Source organism: Pseudoalteromonas sp. '520P1 No. 423' (assembly GCF_001269985.1).
Classification (GTDB): domain Bacteria; phylum Pseudomonadota; class Gammaproteobacteria; order Enterobacterales; family Alteromonadaceae; genus Pseudoalteromonas.
Genome location: NZ_BBZB01000001.1, coordinates 1,705,464 through 1,723,306, shown reverse-complemented (window position 1 = coordinate 1,723,306; position 17,843 = coordinate 1,705,464). Strand labels below are relative to the sequence as shown.

Annotated in this window: 16 protein-coding genes, 4 tRNA genes and 1 pseudogene; 16 read left to right on the top strand and 5 right to left on the bottom strand. The window is 36.0% G+C overall.

What is annotated here, in order from left to right; all coding sequences use genetic code 11:
- Window positions 1–547: 547 nt before the first annotated feature.
- From PSA_RS25810 to PSA_RS07945, 3 genes and pseudogenes are all read left to right on the top strand, one after another.
- Window positions 548–701 (top strand): annotated as a pseudogene (locus PSA_RS25810) (methyl-accepting chemotaxis protein); the annotation flags it as partial.
- 25 nt (window positions 702–726) lie between these two features.
- On the top strand, window positions 727–927 hold the full coding sequence (locus tag PSA_RS25805) for a hypothetical protein (RefSeq protein ID WP_042149937.1): 201 nt from the start codon (window positions 727–729) through the stop codon (window positions 925–927).
- A 3-nt stretch (window positions 928–930) separates the two neighbouring features.
- On the top strand, window positions 931–1,173 hold the full coding sequence (locus PSA_RS07945; protein ID WP_042149939.1) for a hypothetical protein: 243 nt from the start codon (window positions 931–933) through the stop codon (window positions 1,171–1,173).
- Between the two features lie 13 nt (window positions 1,174–1,186).
- Here the strand turns inward: PSA_RS07945 and PSA_RS07940 are convergent, their stop codons facing one another.
- From PSA_RS07940 to PSA_RS27135, 4 genes are all read right to left on the bottom strand, one after another.
- Complete coding sequence (locus PSA_RS07940) at window positions 1,187–2,191, bottom strand: class I SAM-dependent methyltransferase (protein WP_082305664.1); 1,005 nt, start codon at window positions 2,189–2,191, stop codon at window positions 1,187–1,189.
- Entirely contained in the window at window positions 2,184–4,190 is a 2,007-nt protein-coding gene (gene uvrB, locus PSA_RS07935; protein ID WP_042149941.1) for an excinuclease ABC subunit UvrB, read from the bottom strand. Before uvrB ends, PSA_RS07940 begins: the two co-directional genes overlap by 8 nt.
- The gene (locus PSA_RS07930) at window positions 4,187–5,560 is read right to left on the bottom strand and encodes an MATE family efflux transporter (RefSeq protein WP_042149989.1); all 1,374 of its coding nucleotides are present in this window, start codon (window positions 5,558–5,560) and stop codon (window positions 4,187–4,189) included. The genes uvrB and PSA_RS07930 overlap by 4 nt, the downstream gene beginning before the upstream one ends.
- A gap of 453 nt (window positions 5,561–6,013) precedes the next feature.
- The gene (locus PSA_RS27135) at window positions 6,014–6,109 is read right to left on the bottom strand and encodes a transposase (RefSeq protein WP_082305663.1); all 96 of its coding nucleotides are present in this window, start codon (window positions 6,107–6,109) and stop codon (window positions 6,014–6,016) included.
- 639 nt (window positions 6,110–6,748) lie between these two features.
- Between PSA_RS27135 and PSA_RS07925 the strand changes: the two genes are divergently transcribed.
- From PSA_RS07925 to PSA_RS07865, 13 genes are all read left to right on the top strand, one after another.
- A tRNA-Asn gene (locus tag PSA_RS07925) sits at window positions 6,749–6,825 on the top strand.
- A gap of 24 nt (window positions 6,826–6,849) precedes the next feature.
- Window positions 6,850–6,926, top strand: a tRNA-Asn gene (locus tag PSA_RS07920).
- Window positions 6,927–6,950: 24 nt separating this feature from the next.
- A tRNA-Asn gene (locus PSA_RS07915) sits at window positions 6,951–7,027 on the top strand.
- Between the two features lie 22 nt (window positions 7,028–7,049).
- Window positions 7,050–7,126 (top strand) — tRNA-Asn (locus tag PSA_RS07910).
- Between the two features lie 143 nt (window positions 7,127–7,269).
- The gene (locus tag PSA_RS07905; RefSeq protein ID WP_042149944.1) at window positions 7,270–9,201 is read left to right on the top strand and encodes an EAL domain-containing protein; all 1,932 of its coding nucleotides are present in this window, start codon (window positions 7,270–7,272) and stop codon (window positions 9,199–9,201) included.
- A gap of 175 nt (window positions 9,202–9,376) precedes the next feature.
- Complete coding sequence (rsxA, locus tag PSA_RS07900) at window positions 9,377–9,958, top strand: electron transport complex subunit RsxA (RefSeq protein ID WP_042149947.1); 582 nt, start codon at window positions 9,377–9,379, stop codon at window positions 9,956–9,958.
- A 2-nt stretch (window positions 9,959–9,960) separates the two neighbouring features.
- Entirely contained in the window at window positions 9,961–10,515 is a 555-nt protein-coding gene (rsxB, locus tag PSA_RS07895) for an electron transport complex subunit RsxB (RefSeq protein WP_042149949.1), read from the top strand.
- Window positions 10,516–10,524: 9 nt separating this feature from the next.
- A complete protein-coding gene (gene rsxC / locus PSA_RS07890) occupies window positions 10,525–13,041 on the top strand; it encodes an electron transport complex subunit RsxC (protein WP_082305662.1) in 2,517 nt (838 codons plus the stop codon).
- Complete coding sequence (rsxD, locus tag PSA_RS07885) at window positions 13,041–14,111, top strand: electron transport complex subunit RsxD (protein ID WP_231665232.1); 1,071 nt, start codon at window positions 13,041–13,043, stop codon at window positions 14,109–14,111. Before rsxC ends, rsxD begins: the two co-directional genes overlap by 1 nt.
- Window positions 14,111–14,755 (top strand): electron transport complex subunit RsxG, encoded by a 645-nt coding sequence (rsxG, locus tag PSA_RS07880; protein ID WP_042149952.1) that lies wholly within the window; start codon window positions 14,111–14,113, stop codon window positions 14,753–14,755. The genes rsxD and rsxG overlap by 1 nt, the downstream gene beginning before the upstream one ends.
- A gap of 1 nt (window position 14,756) precedes the next feature.
- Window positions 14,757–15,458, top strand: a complete 702-nt coding sequence (locus PSA_RS07875) for an electron transport complex subunit E (protein WP_042149957.1) — start codon at window positions 14,757–14,759, stop codon at window positions 15,456–15,458.
- Between the two features lie 62 nt (window positions 15,459–15,520).
- Window positions 15,521–16,153, top strand: coding sequence for an endonuclease III (gene nth / locus PSA_RS07870; protein ID WP_042149960.1), 633 nt, complete (start codon window positions 15,521–15,523; stop codon window positions 16,151–16,153).
- 137 nt (window positions 16,154–16,290) lie between these two features.
- The gene (locus PSA_RS07865; RefSeq protein ID WP_197276816.1) at window positions 16,291–17,376 is read left to right on the top strand and encodes an alpha/beta hydrolase; all 1,086 of its coding nucleotides are present in this window, start codon (window positions 16,291–16,293) and stop codon (window positions 17,374–17,376) included.
- A gap of 267 nt (window positions 17,377–17,643) precedes the next feature.
- On the opposite strand, the gene PSA_RS25130 is transcribed toward PSA_RS07865, so the two are convergent.
- Window positions 17,644–17,835, bottom strand: a complete 192-nt coding sequence (locus PSA_RS25130; protein WP_127924198.1) for a hypothetical protein — start codon at window positions 17,833–17,835, stop codon at window positions 17,644–17,646.
- Window positions 17,836–17,843: the final 8 nt, after the last annotated feature.

Sequence of the window (17,843 nt, the reverse complement as noted above, 5' to 3'; positions counted from 1 at the left end):
GTTATTTTTGCTTTAGAATAATATTAGATGCTTGATATATAGATAAAGGTAATCAAATGACAGGTACAAACATTCAGCTAATTTCACTGATAAATACACATGGTGAATATACTTATGTTAATTCTGATTACTGCCAAAATTTAGGTTAATCTCAAGATGAATTGCTTGGTAAAAACAGTAGAGATCTCTACTCACCTGATATGCCCGCTTCAGTTAAAGATGAAGTAAAAACCACTTTAGGAAAAAGGATTTTCATGGCAAATCACTCACTTTTGAGTTTACTCGCTCACATCGTTTTACTTTATCGGTTATTCTAAGCTTAATTTCTCAAGATATTATTCCGATGGCAAGAAAAGCACAAAAAGTGTAATCTACCTTTGATAGCGTAAGCCGACAAGTATATTTTGGTAAAGGAGCAGCCAGTGCATTTTATTTTAATATGAACCTATTGAAAACAGAAATAAAAGCAATTTTAGAGCGAACTCCAGATGTAACTAAGCCAATATGAGATATTATAAATAAGGTACATAAATGAACTGAGCAAACCCGAACTAATCTCCTTGCCTTGAATGCAGCTATTGAAGCAGCAAGAGCTGCAGAGCATGGCCGAGGATTTGCTGTGGTAGCTGATAAAGTAAGGAGCTGTTTCTTCTCGTACTCAAGAAACAGCCGTGCATGTCCATACAAGTTTATCAGAAATGCTTGCTACAATTATCAGGATTATCAATGCAAATTGCGACGGCAGCTGAAGAGCAAAGTTCAGTTTCAAATGAAATAAATAATCATGTTATTGAAATAAAACAAACATCAGAGCTAAATTGGCAGCAAACTGAAGACGTTGCGACTCAAATGGATCAATTACAGCAAGACATTGAGACTATTAGTAATTTAGCCAACACATTTATATCCACAAAAAATAAGGCGTAACCTATGACAGGCACAACTATGATAGTTTTGATCGTTTTTATCTCTGTTGGCTTTGGTGTTATGTACGATATGTATAAAAAACACTTAGAGTTCAAAGAAAAAACTTTTAATTTAAGCCAGGAAAATGATAAGAGAAATGAGACTTTAGAACAAAAAGTCACAATTTTAGAAAATAGAATACAAGTACTCGAAAAAATTGTGACTGATGAAGGTTATTCAGTTCAAAAGGATATTAATAACTTATAAAGCTTATGAAATATTAACTTTCAAATTTATATATCAAAGCCTTTAAGCTGCGGTCGTCATCTAATTCAACAAAATTAGGTGCCGGATCAAGACGCTGCTTAAATATAAACTTTTCACCTGCGTGCTCTGATATTAAGTTTTTAAAAGCCTGTAAGTTTAATTCAGGGCTGTTTGCACATAACAATAACTGTGCGCCATCAGTTAATATTTCAGGTAAACGTCTTAATATTTTTTGATAGTCTTTTGTCAAAACAAAACTGCCTTTTTGAAAGCTTGGCGGATCTACAATCACTAAATCAAATGGACCTAATTTCTTTAACTTTCCAAATGATTTTAAAATATCATGGGGATAAAAACTCACATTTCGAGTAAATCCATTGAGTTCATGATTTATTTTACCTGTCCGTAATACCCCTTTATTCATATCCATATTAATGACTTGTTTAGCACCACCGGCCATAGCAGCTAAAGAGAAACCACACGTATAAGAAAATAGGTTAAGTACTTTAGTATCTGCAGCTTGTGCTTTAGTCCAAGCCCTTCCTACTTTCATATCTGGAAAAATACCAGTATTTTGACTACCTGTTAATTCAACTTGATATTTTAGTCCTAGCTCTTGTATTTCAAAGCTTTTAGGGTCTTCTCCCTGAATAACTTGAGTATGTGTATCTCTTCCAGCTCTTTGTTGATATATCAAACCTTTAATATTTGGATTATTTGATTCCTTAACATGCAGCCATATCAACTGAGTTAAACTTTCAAGGAGCTGAGGTGCTACATCTATATATGAAATTAAAAATAAGTAAGGGGAATAAAAGTCTAGATTTAAGTGACTTAACCCTTCATACGCATGGCCCCTGCCGTGAAATATACGACAAAGTTCTTTATTATCAACCAAAGATGCATTTTCTAATTCTATTGCATCTAAGCTTTCAATATTAGCATTAAGTGAGTCACTTAATGCCTGCAATAACGGATAAAACGGACTCGATGATTGAGAGTTGATTAAATCAGGCATTTATTAAATTATCATGTAGTTGTTGAATTTCATCACGCACCTTAGCAGCTTGTTCAAATTCAAGCTCTCGGGCATGGGTTAACATTTTTGCTTCTAAACGCTTTATTTCAGCACCAATTTGATGCGCATCCATCACTGGCTTTTTAACTGCTTTGGTAGGAATTAAGTAAGAAGTATCAACTTTATTTTCAGCTTTCTCTCCTACATCCATCATATCAGTGATTTTTTTATTTAAGCCCGTGGGCGTTATACCATGTTCAACATTATAAGCGTGCTGAATTTCACGACGTTTATTTGTTTTATCAATCGCCTTTTCCATTGAGCCCGTAATACGATCAGCATATAAGATAGCTCTGCCTTTTACATTTCTAGCTGCACGGCCAATTGTTTGTATTAACGAGCGCTCGGAGCGTAAAAAACCCTCTTTATCTGCATCTAATATAGCAACTAATGACACTTCAGGCATATCTAGACCTTCACGAAGTAAGTTAATGCCTACTAGCACATCAAATACACCCGCTCTAAGATCTCTAATAATTTCCACACGCTCAACAGTATCAATATCTGAATGCAAGTATCTCACCTTTACATCATGATCCGATAAATAATCAGTTAAGTCCTCAGCCATTCGTTTGGTTAACGTTGTGACCAGTACACGCTCTTTTAACTTGGCTTTTTTATATATTTCTGAGAGCAGATCATCGACTTGCGTTGCAACTGGCCTGATCTCAATTATAGGATCTAATAAGCCGGTTGGTCGAATAACTTGTACAGCAACTTCACCTGTTGAATGCTCTATTTCATAATTCCCAGGGGTTGCTGATACATAAATACGTTGTGGCGCAATCGCTTCAAATTCTTCAAACCGCATTGGACGATTATCCATAGCTGAAGGCAACCTAAAACCATACTCAACTAAATTTTCTTTACGGCTTCTATCACCTTTATACATAGCGCCAATTTGAGAAACCGTAACATGAGATTCATCTATTATCATCAAAGCGTTATCAGGCAAATAATCTAATAATGTTGGAGGGGGATCGCCAGGATTACGGCCAGATAAGTATCGGCTATAGTTTTCAATGCCAGAGCAATATCCCAGCTCAATCATCATTTCAAGATCGTATTGTGTTCTTTGAGCAACCCTCTGCTCTTCAACAAGGTGATTTTTTTCTAATAAATATTCTCGGCGTTGTTTTAATTCTATTTTTATTTCTTCTGTTGCAGCCAGTATTTTTTCTCTTGGTGTTACATAATGGCTTTTAGGGTAAATAGTTGCCCTAACAATATACTTGTCAACTGCACCTGTTAAAGGGTCAAAAATACTTAAACGGTCTATTTCATCATCAAACATTTCAACTCTAACTGCATACTTATCAGATTCTGCAGGAAATATATCTATAACCTCACCTCGAACTCTATAAGTACCTCTGCTAAAGTCAATGTCATTTCGCGTATACTGCAACTCAGCTAAGCGACGTAACATATCTCTTTGATCTATAGTGTCACCTTGCTTGAGTAATAACATCATTTTCATATATGAATCAGGATCACCTAAACCATATATTGCAGAAACAGAAGCTATGATAATGACATCTTTTTGCTCTAAGAGTGCTTTAGTAGCCGATAATCGCATTTGCTCTATATGTTCATTGATAGATGCGTCTTTTTCAATAAAGGTGTCACTGGCAACAACATAAGCTTCAGGCTGATAATAATCATAATAAGAAACAAAGTATTCAACCGCATTATCTGGAAAATACTCTTTCATCTCTCCATACAATTGCGCTGCTAAGGTTTTATTATGCGCCATGATGATAGTAGGTCTATTTGTATTGGCGATGACATTTGCCATAGTAAAGGTTTTACCTGTACCGGTTGCCCCTTCTAATGTTTGATGAGCAAGGCCAGATTCTAAACCATCACATAATTGCGCTATTGCCTGAGGTTGGTCGCCACTAGGTGAATAATGGGATTTTAAATTGAATGTTAAACTCATGCTTCACAAACCTTTATTTGTTCATTGATTTCAATTGATTGTAATGTTTGACAAAACCAACGGTATGAAATGATTGCAGTGAATACATTACCTATTAAAGCACCGATAAATAAACCATGAATACCCCAGTATAGGCTGCCTAAATAAGCTAATGGCACATAAAAAACAAATAGTCGGATCACACTCATAAGTAATGCATTCATAGGTTTATGTAATGCATTAAAAGAAGAATTAGAGAGTATTATCACCCCTTGTAGACCATAGCCTAAAGGTAAAATCCAGATAAATAATTTTATTATCGAGACAACCCCTTCTGAAGAAGCAAATATATTTGCAATTACCCCCGAAAATACAATTAAAAGTAAATATAAAGCAAACTGCCATATTAAAATGAATTTAAGCGTCGTTTTATAAGCCATCGCAACCCTATCAAATTTAGCGGCCCCAAAATTTTGACTTATAAAAGGCGGTAATGTCATAGATAAAGCTAATACAACAATACTAGAGATAGATTCAATTCTACTGCCTACTCCAAAAGCAGCTACAGCCTCAGCCCCATGACGAGCAACAAGCGCAGTCATAACGGCCATTGCAATAGGTGTAAGCATATTAGCACCAGCTGCTGGTAAGCCTATTTTCAGCATCTTTTTTGTTGCTAACAAAAATGTTTGTTTTTTTGCGTCTAAACTGATGAGGTTTTTCTTTATTATTAATAGGTATAAAATAAGAAATACGCCTGTAGACCAGGCAATAACACTTGCTATTGCAGCACCTTGGATCCCCATAGCGGGGATTGGCCCTAATCCAAATATAAAAATGGGATCTAATACAGCATTTATAAGCCCTGCAAAGCCCATAATCATGCTGGGTGTTTTAGTATCTCCACTGGCTCTTAAAACTGCATTACCTATCATAGGTGTTATTAAAAATACGCTACCAATAAACCATACACAAATATAATCTCGAATAAGTGGCATTAAGTCTTCTTTTGCACCTAACAGTGAAAAAATAGAGTCAATAAAGATATAACCTATAAATGCAAGAACCGATACAAATAGTGCTGATACAATTAAAGCTACAGCTCCATCAAAACGCGCTTCTTCTAAATTACCCGCACCTAACGCTTTGGCTATTATGGCTGAAGTACCAATGCTCAAACCTATTGCCAAGCTTATAACTGTAAAGGTAACAGGGAAAGTAAAACTGATCGCTGCTAAAGGATCGGTACCGAGTAAGCTAACAAAAAATGTATCAACAAGATTAAATAACATTAAGGTAACCATGCCAAATATCATAGGTATGGTCATATCCCGCATTGTTTTAGGGATTGGCGCACTTAATAAATCAGGTGATTTTGTTTTGTTTCTCATAATCATTCACATCTTAATTTTTGATATTACTTTTGATTTAAATAACACCTGTTAGGGGTCGGCTATTCTAAAACATGGTAAAAACCTTGGCAACTTAGAAAACAAGTTAATTGTTTGAATATGAGTTATACAGAAATTAGCTTATTTAAAATCATATAAAGACAAAAAATGTTAACAACAGCGATAAAATAGAACTGCAAGATGAAATTATTTACAAGTTAGTAACAACAAACCTTTAAAAAGCTTCTTTTGTACACAAGTTAAAATAGTCAATTAGCAAAGAGGTAATATTTTCTTTATTATAGAAGAATCGACCGCAAGCGACCGAGTTTAAAAGAGTCCTAACTGATTTCCGTGAGCTTATTTTTTATCCAATTAAACCAATTGGTTTTACACATATTTTCGAATTATATCTTCCGTTGTATTTCCAATTCGACTATATCTATATCGTAGTCATAGCCAATTTTTAGTTATAATTTTCATCGCTTCACGGTAAAGCTCAGAAAAAACTTTACGTCGATACTTAGGTATCCACACAAAGTGATACATTAGTATAAAAACATTTGACAATCCTAACTAGCTGTTTTAATTGCCAAATATTTATTTTAAAAAACCTATTGATATTGCTAGACACCTCAAATACAAAGGCCTCAAACACTTTCTTAAAGATCCATAAACATAGTTATCCACAGATTCTGTGGGTAACTAACGCCACCCCCTATATATTCAGGGGTATTTAAACAAAATAATGAATTTCTATCTAAAACATTTCTTACAAATAAATTTTTTAGCGTTAATTGTGAATTATATGGGCGATCTAAAATAGATAATGTAATTAATAACTGAGCTTGCTACTGTTCTTTGAAAATAACGATTAATGTAAATAGCAAGATTTCCTACGAATATGCTTATTTCTTTATTTTTAATATAAAGTGACAGTATAAATTTTCTATTTTTAGCTGATCGCCATAAATATTACCTAGCTTTACTCATAATCTGATAGTTCTACAACAAACTTATTATCTACGGCGGAATAAATTTGGACGCTATACATACAGAAATGCTATTTTTTAGTCTTATTGAATATAAAATCAGCGAACGAACCATTTATTTTAAATAATAAAGTTTTATTAGTTGACACTTTGCACCCCTGCCATTAATATTTCGCCCCGTTGAGAAGCAAGCCATTCCCCCTTAGCTCAGTTGGTTAGAGCGACGGACTGTTAATCCGCAGGTCCCCCGTTCGAGTCGGGGAGGGGGAGCCAAATTTTCAACATATCATAAGTAGTTCCCCCTTAGCTCAGTTGGTTAGAGCGACGGACTGTTAATCCGCAGGTCCCCCGTTCGAGTCGGGGAGGGGGAGCCAAATATGATAATATCAAGTAGTAGTTCCCCCTTAGCTCAGTTGGTTAGAGCGACGGACTGTTAATCCGCAGGTCCCCCGTTCGAGTCGGGGAGGGGGAGCCAAACGTTGATAATATTGTTTAGTTCCCCCTTAGCTCAGTTGGTTAGAGCGACGGACTGTTAATCCGCAGGTCCCCCGTTCGAGTCGGGGAGGGGGAGCCAAATATACTCAAAATATTCCAAATACTTAAAAACCACGACTAAGTCAGATCAAATTATTTACATTTCATATCTTTATACTCTACTATATGACAATAAATCTTTACTCGATTTAAACTCTAAATAAAACGGATATTAGATACACCATGGTTGAGTTAAAAAAATTCATATCTATTCAAGTGCTACTTTGGATAATTGTAACCTCTTCAGGAATTTACACGATTATAAATGCCTTTCAAAGTTACACTGCACAAACACAATTAACAACTCAACGTGCTATTAGCTTGTATATCCGAGAAAACCCACTTGTTGAAGAACCAAAAGTTTATGGCAATAACATAAAAAATATATTTAATTTAGATTCATTAAAAATTCAAAAAGATAAAAGTGAGATTATTTACAACCAAAATGAAAATTTATCTTATTTACCTTTTACAATAAAAGAAATACACGCCCTCTCCCCTTTTATTAGAACACAATTTGCAGTAGATGCTGATCAAGGTTTAAATCTTGAATTTACAGTGAAAATGCAATTAGCTGCTAATGTTGCACAAAATACGCTATTTATCTTAATGGCATTTACTTTAATATTGGTTATCACGCCGTTTCTTACTTTAAAATCAACACTAAAAAAAGCATCTAACAATGTCACTGAAGCCATGTCTAAAATGATTGATCAATTTGTAAAAAATCATGAGCAAAATAAACAGTTAGATAGCAGTATTGCTGACGGTGCTGTTTCTTCTATTTTCCCAAGTATCGTACGTTTAAATTCATTTTTAAGAAAAAAACAAAAAGAAGTTCAAGAATCAGCATTAGAGATAAAATTTCAAGCATATAAAGATTCAGTAACGGATCTTGGTAACCGTAATATGTTTGTTGAATATTATGGGACTAATATAGAGGATACAGACAATCCTAGTTTTGGTATTTTAGCCTTAGTACGTTCAAGTGAATTACAATTGATAAACCAAACCAGAGGTTATCAAAAAGGTGATGAATATATAAAAGAAGTATCAAACTTGATTCAAAAGGTGACTGGCACATATTCAACAAGCCAATGTTATAGAATCAATAGTTCTGATTTCGCCATTATTTTACCGAATACTCCTTTAAAAGAAGCTGAAAAATTTGGTGATTCATTACAGTCAAAATTTACTGAGTACCAACAAAAAACAGAACTAAGCTCTATTGCCAATACTGGCATGGTTGCATATGAAGCAAAAAAACCATTAGGTGAATTGCTTGCTCTATTAGATACCGCATTAAGCTTAGCCCAAAGCAAGCAAGCAAACGCTTGGCATATTCAAAAAGCATCTGATGTACTCGGTAATATCAGTGCAAGCTTTGGCAATCAAAATTGGCGACAAGTCATAGATGATGTACTAGAAAGTTCGCGCGTTAAATTAATGATACAAACAATTTCGCCAACAAATAGAAGCACCAAAGCCTACTCTGAAATTTTAGCCCGATTTAAAACCAATGATGATCAAATTTTACCTACAGCATCTTTTTTTGCTATGTCAGAAAAGCTAGGACAAATATCTCATGTGGATAGACTGATTATTGAATCTGCAATCGATTCAATTAAAAACAAAAACCTATCAGAGCAGTTCTTTGGTATCAATATTACTGCTCACAGTGCACATGACGAACAATTTTTAATATGGCTTGAGCGATTGTTGCTTAAAAATAACAATGTTGCTGCAAAACTTATTTTTGAAATAAGTGAATTTGGTTTACAACAAAATATCAAAGCAAGTAAACGCTTTATAGATATGACACACAGAGTTGGTTCAAGAGTAACCGTAGAAAGATTTGGCGTAGGCTTAACCTCATTTAAATTTTTCCGTGATTTAAAACCTGATTTCATAAAAATGGATGCTAGCTATACTCGAGGCCTTGAAGAAGATAAAAACAATCAATATTTTATGCGTTTAATTGTAGATTTAGCCCATAGAATTGGTGTTACAGTTTTAGCTGAAGGCGTTGAGACCCAAGAAGAAAAACATATTATTGAACAACTGTGTTTAGATGGTGCTCAGGGCTACTATATTGATAAACCAAGAGATATTTAAACTTTAAATAAAGCGCTTTGTTCAAATTAATCAAGGCGCTTTTTATAAAACCCTACTCCCCCCACACTTCTAACACGTTAAATTCATTTTTTTCTCACTGTTCACCTGTTCTCAGTTGTTAAAAGGCCGAGAAAACAGGATAATAACCCGCTTATATCTTAGGGTGATAAAAAACATGGCAGAATACTTACTAATACTGATAGCTACAGTGCTGGTAAACAACTTTGTATTAATACAATTTCTTGGCTTATGTCCGTTTATGGGTGTATCTGGTAAACTAGATACCGCTATTGGCATGTCTTTAGCCACAACTTTTGTTTTAACTTTAGCATCTATTGCCAGCTATTTAGTTAGTCATTATATTTTAATGCCCTTAGAACTCGAATTTTTAAGAACAATGAGCTTTATTCTTGTTATTGCTGTAGTTGTTCAATTTACCGAAATGGTCGTTCGAAAAACCAGCCCAACCCTCTATCGTTTGCTTGGTATATTTTTACCCTTGATCACAACTAATTGTGCCGTACTAGGTGTCGCCTTACTTAATATCAATAAAGATCATAACTTTATTCAATCTGCGGTTTATGGATTTGGTGCTGCGATTGGCTTCTCTTTAGTGCTTGTTTTATTTGCAGCACTTAGAGAAAGGTTAAATGCTGCAGATGTGCCTTCGCCATTTAAAGGCGCTTCAATAGCAATGATTACAGCGGGACTTATGTCTATGGCATTTATGGGCTTTACTGGCTTGGTGAAACTATAATTATGATACTTATATACGCTTTAATTGCACTAGGAAGCTTAGCGCTTATTTTTGGACTTATATTAGGCTTTGCTGGTGTACGTTTTAAAGTTGAATCAAACCCTATTGTTGATCAAGTTGATGAGATATTACCGCAAACACAGTGTGGCCAATGTGGCTATCCAGGCTGCCGCCCATATGCAGAGGCTATTGCAAATGGCGATGATGTAAATAAGTGTCCACCAGGTGGCGATGCCACAGTAAAAAAATTAGCTGATTTAATGGGTGTGGAAGCAACACCTTTAGCTGGAGGCGAAGCACAAGAGCCAATAAAAACTGTTGCATATATACGTGAAGACGAATGCATTGGATGTACAAAATGTATTCAGGCCTGTCCTGTAGACGCTATTTTAGGTGCAACAAGGCAAATGCATACTGTATTAACTGATGAATGTACTGGCTGTGATTTATGTGTCGAGCCCTGCCCTGTAGATTGTATTGACATGCTAGCAGTGAAAACAACAACACAAAACTGGAAATGGGATTTAGAATCCATTTCAGTAAAACAGATAGATTAAGAGGGCTAGGTGGAAAGTTTACTAGAGCAGATAGAACGTGGAATGCTATGGCAGGCCCCTGGTGGCGTGCATCCTCCTGGTCACAAAGAGTTAACCGAGAAGGCTGAAATTGCTCAGCTTCCGCTACCAGATAAACTTGTGATCCCAATAAAGCAACACATTGGCGTACATGGGAAGGTATTAGTTGAAAAGGGGCAATTAGTCCTTAAAGGGCAAGCATTAACCGAGCCAAATCAGGCTTGGTCTGTTCCTATACACGCACCAACATCAGGTATCATAGATTCAATTAAAGCGATGCCATCTGCTCACCCATCTGCTTTAGAAGAAATTAGCATCATATTAATTCCTGATGGCAAAGATATATGGTGTGATTTATTTCCTGTAGCAGATTATAAAACACTAGAAAACCAAGATATTATAACTAAAATTCAAATGGCTGGGATCAGCGGTATGGGGGGAGCAGGCTTTCCAACATATGTAAAATCTCAAACAGATATAAACATTGAATTTTTAATCGTTAATGGTGTTGAATGTGAGCCTTATATCACAGCCGATGACAGATTAATGCAAGAGTATGCGGATGATATAATTCAAGGTATCAATGTTTTAAATCATGTTTTAAAACCAGAAAAAGTATTAATAGCAATCGAAGATGATAAACCGCTTGCAATCAAAGCAATGGAACAAGCTAGTGCATCATTTGACAATATATTAGTTAGCGCTATTCCTACTAAGTATCCGTCTGGTGGTGAAAAACAATTAATTCAAATCTTAACAAATAAAGAAGTGCCTGCTCGAGGGATCCCCGCAGATATAGGTATATTAGTTCAAAATGTGGGAACTTTATTTGCTATAAACGAAGCTATCCATAAAGGTAAACCGCTTATAGAACGCGTTATAACAGTAACTGGGCGAACTTTAAATAAACCTAAAAATGTTTGGGCACTGATTGGCAGTGAAATAAAACATTTACTGGATAATTGCGATTTTGAGCCAGAAGCGCAACAAAGAGTGATAATGGGTGGCCCTATGATGGGTTTCACTTTACCTAGCATTCGCATCCCTGTTGTAAAAACAACAAACTGTATATTAGCACCCAATAAAATAGAATTACCTGTTAGCGATAACGAACAGGCCTGTATTCGTTGTAGCGCCTGTGCAGATGCCTGCCCTGCATCATTATTACCGCAGCAATTACAATGGTTTGCTAAAGCAAAAGAGTTTGATAAATTGGAAGAGCATAATTTATCTGATTGTATTGAATGTGGTGCATGTAACTATGTTTGCCCAAGTGAAATCCCTCTAGTTCAATATTACCGTATTGCTAAGGCGCAGATAAAAGAGCAAAAAGAAGAACAACAAAAAGCACAAAGAGCAAAAGAACGTTTTGAAATTAGAAATCAAAGACTCGAGCGAGAAAAAGAAGAACGACTCAATCGCCATAAAAAACCAGTCAAAGCTAAAACAACTGAAGAACAAACTAAAATAGCGCAAGCTATGGCTAAAGTAAAAAGCGACAGGTCTGAAAAATCAGCGGTCTCGGCGGCCATTGCCCGTGCGAAAGCTAAAAAATTACAAAGTGAAAATGAAGCAGCTTTACCTGATAATTCCGAAGTTGCCAAACAAAGAGCTGAGCGTAAAGAAAAAGCACGACTATATAGAGAAGAAAAACAAAAGAATGCATTAAACTCAGATACAGATATTCAAGATAATACAAGCAAAGATAGCGATAAAAAATCAGCTGTAGCTGCTGCTATCGCTCGCGCTAAAGCAAAAAAACTTGCTAAACAAGCAGAACAAACACCTGAACTTGAAAACAATTCAGAGCAAATTGAAGATCCTAGAAAAGCAGCTGTTGCTGCGGCAGTCGCTCGCGCTAAAGCAAAAAAACTTGCCAAACAAGCTGAGCAAGCGTTTGTACCAGAAAACAATTCAGAGCAAATTGAAGATCCTAGAAAAGCAGCCGTTGCTGCGGCAGTCGCTCGCGCTAAAGCAAAAAAACTTGCCAAACAAGCTGAGCAAGCGTCTGTACCAGAAAACAATTCAGAGCAAATTGAAGATCCTAGAAAAGCAGCCGTTGCTGCGGCAGTCGCTCGCGCTAAAGCTAAAAAACTCGCCAAAGAAGCTGAGCAAGCATCTGAACCAGAAAACAATTCAGCGCAAATTGAAGATCCGAAAAAAACAGCTGTTGCTGCAGCTGTCGCTCGCGCAAAAGCAAAAAAGCTAGCGAGAGAAGCTGAGCAGGTGTCTGAACCTAAAAACGAGTCAGAGAAAATTGAAGATCCGAAAAAAGCAGCTATTGCTGCAGCTGTCGCTCGCGCAAAAGCTAAAAAACTTGCCAAACAAGCTGAGCAAGCATCTGAACCAGAAAACGATTCAGAGCAAATTGAAGATCCGAAAAAAGCAGCTATTGCAGCAGCTGTCGCACGCGCAAAAACAAAAAAGCTAGCGAGAGAAGCAGAGCAAGCGTCTGAAGCAAAAAACGAACTAACCCATGAAGAAAATAATACAAAGGGCGATGAATAATGATGAAGGCTAGCGCACAATTAAATATGAGTAGCTCCCCACATAGCCACAGTCAAAAAACATTATCTAATATGATGATGACGGTCATACTCGCTTGTATTCCTGGTATTTTAGTACAAGCGTATTTTTTTGGTTTTGGCGTTATATTTCAATGTATTATTGCACTACTGACAGCCGCTATAGCTGAATCTTTTGCCTTAAAATTAAGAAAACGTCCTATTTTGACAACTTTGAAGGATAATAGTGCAATACTCACAGGCTTGCTATTAGCTCTAAGTATTCCTCCATTAGCACCTTGGTGGATAATCGTTATAGGTACCTTATTTGCAGTCTTAGTTGTTAAACAACTATACGGCGGTTTAGGGTTTAATTTATTTAATCCAGCGATGGCAGGTTATGTATTATTATTGATCTCTTTTCCTGTGCAAATGACTTCATGGTTACCCGTTAACTCACTTCAACAATATTCGTTAAGTTTTATTGATCAATTACAAGTTATTTTGACTGGGTTTACCAGTGATGGTTATAGCCTTAATCAATTAAGAATGAATATTGATGGCATCACTATGGCAACCCCATTAGATACCCTAAAAACAGATATTACAAAAGGACTTACCGTAACCGAGAGTTTAACTGGTGAGGTCTTTAATGGATTTGCTGGTAAAGGTTGGTTATGGGTAAACCTTGCATTTTTAGTGAGCGGTTTATATTTAATAAAAGCAAAAATTATTAATTGGCATATACCTATCGCTTTTCTCACTAGTTTAGCTTGTTGCTCTATTTTAGGACCTTTGTTTTCACCTGATATCCATGCTGGACCTGTATTTCACTTATTAGGTGGTGCAACAATGTTAGGTGCCTTTTTTATTGCGACAGATCCTGTTTCCGCAACAACAACTAATAAAGGCCGATTAATCTATGGTGCATTAATAGGCTTATTAATTTACCTTATTCGAGCATACGGTGGTTATCCAGACGCGGTTGCATTTGCAGTATTGTTATTAAATATGGCTGTACCGCTAATAGATTACTACACACAACCAAGAACTTATGGTCACGGAGATAATTAATGGCAACTGAAAAAAAAGCCATGATGAAAAATGGTGCCATATTGTCTTTATTTGCACTGATCACAACAGGTTTAGTAACTGCCACGCAAATAATGACAAAAGATAAAATTGCACTGCAAGAAAAAAAGCAATTATTAAAGGTTTTAGAGCAAGTACTGCCTAAAGATAAACATGATAATGAACTTTATTTAGATTGTACTATCGTAAATACCAGTTTTTTAGGCAGTAAAAAACCATATAAAGTTTATCGCGCTAAAAAAGACAATCAACCAGTCGCTCTTTTAATTGAAAGTACAGCACCAGACGGCTACAGCGGGAATATTGATATTTTATCAGCTGTTTATTTGGATGGTACGGTAGCAGGTGTTAGGGTTTTAAAACACAAAGAAACACCAGGCCTAGGCGATAAAATTGAAATAGAAAAATCTCCCTGGATCACTGAGTTCAATAATATCCAAGTAAAATCTGAGCAAGATATGCGCTGGGCAGTAAAAAAAGATGGCGGCATGTTTGATCAATTTACAGGGGCTACGATTACACCAAGAGCGGTGATTTCAGCGGTAAAACGCGCTAGCTTATATGCACAGCACGAACAAAATATGTTATTTGAAGCCGAAAATAAATGTGTTGGAGTTGATAAATAATATGAAAGATGAATTAAAAGAAATTTCGTTACAAGGGCTGTGGAACAATAACTCAGTATTAGTACAGTTACTAGGTTTATGTCCATTACTTGCTGTTTCAACAAGTTTAATTAATGCTCTTGGCCTAGGATTAGCGACTATTTTAGTTTTAATTGGCTCTAATATTTCTATTTCATTTGCTAGAAACTGGGTACCAAAAGATATTAGGATCCCAGTATTTGTGATGATTATTGCTGGCTTTGTAACCATTATTCAGCTACTAATGAATGCTTATACATTTGGTTTATATCAATCTCTTGGTATTTTCATTCCGCTTATCGTTACAAACTGTGTCATTATCGCAAGAGCTGAAGCTTTTGCTTCTAAAAATCCAATTCATTTATCCGCTTTAGATGGTTTTATGATGGGTTTAGGTTTCACATTAGTGTTAATCGTCTTAGGTGCCATGCGCGAAGTGATAGGTCAAGGTACATTATTTGATGGTGCTCACTTATTATTTGGTGAATGGGCACGAGTTTTAAAAATTGAAATCTTCAAATTCGATAGTCAATTTTTATTAGCTATTTTACCGCCAGGGGCTTTTATTGGTATGGGCTTTCTTATAGCTGGTAAAAATATCATTGATGAACAAATTAAAGATAAACACCCTAAAGCTGAAGAAATTGAAAAAGCACCTAGGGCCCGTGTAACTAGCCTAACTTAAACAACACGCCACATAACTGTGTGGCATTGAAGAAATAAATTACTCAGTAGCAAGTAGTGATTATGAATAAAATAAAAAGAATAGAAATCCTAAAAAGATTAAGAGAAAACAATCCAAACCCAGAAACAGAACTAGATTATAACTCGCCATTTGAACTACTTGTTGCAGTAACGCTATCAGCACAATCTACAGATGTTGGCGTAAATAAAGCAACCAGAAAGCTTTTTCCAGTTGCGAATACCCCACAAGCAATATTGGATTTAGGTATAGATGGATTAAGAGACTATATAAAAACAATCGGTTTATATAATTCAAAAGCCAATAATGTTTATAAAGCCTGTGAAATGCTTGTGAATCTTCATAATGGTCAAGTACCTGAAAATAGAGAAGCCTTAGAGGCACTTCCTGGTGTAGGCAGAAAAACGGCTAATGTTGTTCTTAATACTGCATTTGGCTGGCCTACTATCGCTGTTGATACGCACATTGACCGCGTATCAAACCGTACAAAATTTGCTATGGGTAAAAACGTGATAGAAGTTGAACAAAAACTTCTAAAAGTTGTACCTGCTGAATTTAAAGTTGATGTGCATCACTGGTTAATCCTGCATGGCCGTTATACATGTGTAGCTCGCAAACCTAAATGTGGCTCATGTATTATTGAAGATTTATGTGAGTTTAAGGATAAGACAGACTAGTTCAACTTTATATTGCATAAGGCACATTAACCTTCGTAAAAATATCAAAATAATTTACATCTGCATGTCAACCAAATTGCTAGATAAACGTTATATTTGATAATAGTTATAGCTATTATCTTTGATTTGAGGTTTAAATGAAGTTGTATAACACAAGCAAATTATTTGTATTATTTAGTCTATTTTTTCTATTAACAGGATGTGGGGGCGCAGGCAGCAAGTCTGATAATTCTACACCTTTTTTACCTGACCCTGAACCAATTGAAGTCACGCCAATGGTTAAGTCACAATCTACTTATTTAACATTTGTAGATGAAGATATCACATACGCTGAAGGGCTTAGTCACGACAATTCGAGCGCAACACCTGTTGCAATATCACTTAAATTAGATGTTTATTACCCTAGTAATGACTCTACCAACAGACCCGTTTTTATGTTTATTCATGGCGGCGGATTTACCGGTGGTACAAAGACTAAGCCCGAAATTGTCGATATGGCTAGCTACTACGCTTCAAGGGGGTGGGTTTTTATTTCCGTAGATTATAGAACAGCAGAGGAATTAATTACGATAGAAGGCATCTCTCGAGAAGAGTTATTTACCTTTTATAATGGAATTGCCCCACAAGAGTGGATAGAGCATGCTCTACAAGGTGCAGAAACGGTAAAACAGTTCGAACAAAGTATTGCTATGTACATGGCACAAAGAGACTCAAAAGCAGCACTTCGTTGGGTTGTAGCTAATTCAGAAACCTATGCCATTAACACAGACTATATTACGGTTGGAGGAGCCTCAGCAGGTGCCATTACAACAATTGCATTAGGCATTTCAAACCAAGAGGATTTTAGAGATGAAATTTCTATTGCCGACGATCCCACACTTTCAACGACAAACTTGGAAGAGACCTATAACGTACAAAGCATGGTTTATTTTTGGGGTTCAAATTTAAAGTTAGATGTATTTGAAGCCGTTTATGGGTTATATCAATATGATAGTAACGATCCAGAACTATTTATGGCACATGGCGATCAGTATGACCCCGTTACGCCTTATGAAGAGGCTTTGGAGTTACAAGAAATATATGACTCCTTAGGAATATACAACAAACTTATAACTTTACAAGGCGAAGGACATGGTGCTTGGTTGGCAACGGTAGACAGTAAAGGCTTATCCGAAATGTCATTTGACTTTATCGTTGATAGACAAAATTTGACAGTTGAATAGCCCACAATACAATTAAAACTATACTCAGTTTATAGTTACTAAAAATGAATATAAGACAATATTGCAACGGAGTTTATTGCCTGTTAATTATCTTTACACTGTGACTATAGCCATTAATTTATCGATTACACGGCATAGGTATTTGCAACTTATATAGAGAGTTCTAATGATGTTATATAAAAAGCTTAAACAGTCTGCTTTATTTTTTTTGCTATTGCTATTAACGGCTTGTGGAGGAGGAAGTAGTAGTAGCGATTCGCCACCTTCTCAAATACCAACAGCGCCTTCGGTATCTTTTTCACCTTCTTCAAATAGAGCCACTACTAACACCGAGTTCACGTTAATTTGGTCTTCAACCAATGCCGATTCTTGCTCTGCATCAGGAGATTGGAGTGGCGAAAAAACAACGTCTGGCAATGAAACATTAACAGAGAGTGATACTGGAAATAAAACGTACACCCTCTCCT

Coding starts and splice junctions, on each gene's coding strand:
- PSA_RS27135 (WP_082305663.1), bottom strand. CDS start 6,109: ATGTATCACTTTGTGTGGATACCTAAGTATCGACGTAAAGTTTTTTCT.
- rsxB (WP_042149949.1), top strand. CDS start 9,961: ATGATACTTATATACGCTTTAATTGCACTAGGAAGCTTAGCGCTTATT.
- PSA_RS07930 (WP_042149989.1), bottom strand. CDS start 5,560: ATGAGAAACAAAACAAAATCACCTGATTTATTAAGTGCGCCAATCCCT.
- PSA_RS07875 (WP_042149957.1), top strand. CDS start 14,757: ATGAAAGATGAATTAAAAGAAATTTCGTTACAAGGGCTGTGGAACAAT.
- rsxA (WP_042149947.1), top strand. CDS start 9,377: ATGGCAGAATACTTACTAATACTGATAGCTACAGTGCTGGTAAACAAC.
- nth (WP_042149960.1), top strand. CDS start 15,521: ATGAATAAAATAAAAAGAATAGAAATCCTAAAAAGATTAAGAGAAAAC.
- uvrB (WP_042149941.1), bottom strand. CDS start 4,190: ATGAGTTTAACATTCAATTTAAAATCCCATTATTCACCTAGTGGCGAC.
- PSA_RS07945 (WP_042149939.1), top strand. CDS start 931: ATGACAGGCACAACTATGATAGTTTTGATCGTTTTTATCTCTGTTGGC.
- PSA_RS25805 (WP_042149937.1), top strand. CDS start 727: ATGCAAATTGCGACGGCAGCTGAAGAGCAAAGTTCAGTTTCAAATGAA.
- PSA_RS07865 (WP_197276816.1), top strand. CDS start 16,291: ATGAAGTTGTATAACACAAGCAAATTATTTGTATTATTTAGTCTATTT.
- rsxD (WP_231665232.1), top strand. CDS start 13,041: ATGATGAAGGCTAGCGCACAATTAAATATGAGTAGCTCCCCACATAGC.
- rsxG (WP_042149952.1), top strand. CDS start 14,111: ATGGCAACTGAAAAAAAAGCCATGATGAAAAATGGTGCCATATTGTCT.
- PSA_RS07940 (WP_082305664.1), bottom strand. CDS start 2,191: ATGCCTGATTTAATCAACTCTCAATCATCGAGTCCGTTTTATCCGTTA.
- PSA_RS07905 (WP_042149944.1), top strand. CDS start 7,270: ATGGTTGAGTTAAAAAAATTCATATCTATTCAAGTGCTACTTTGGATA.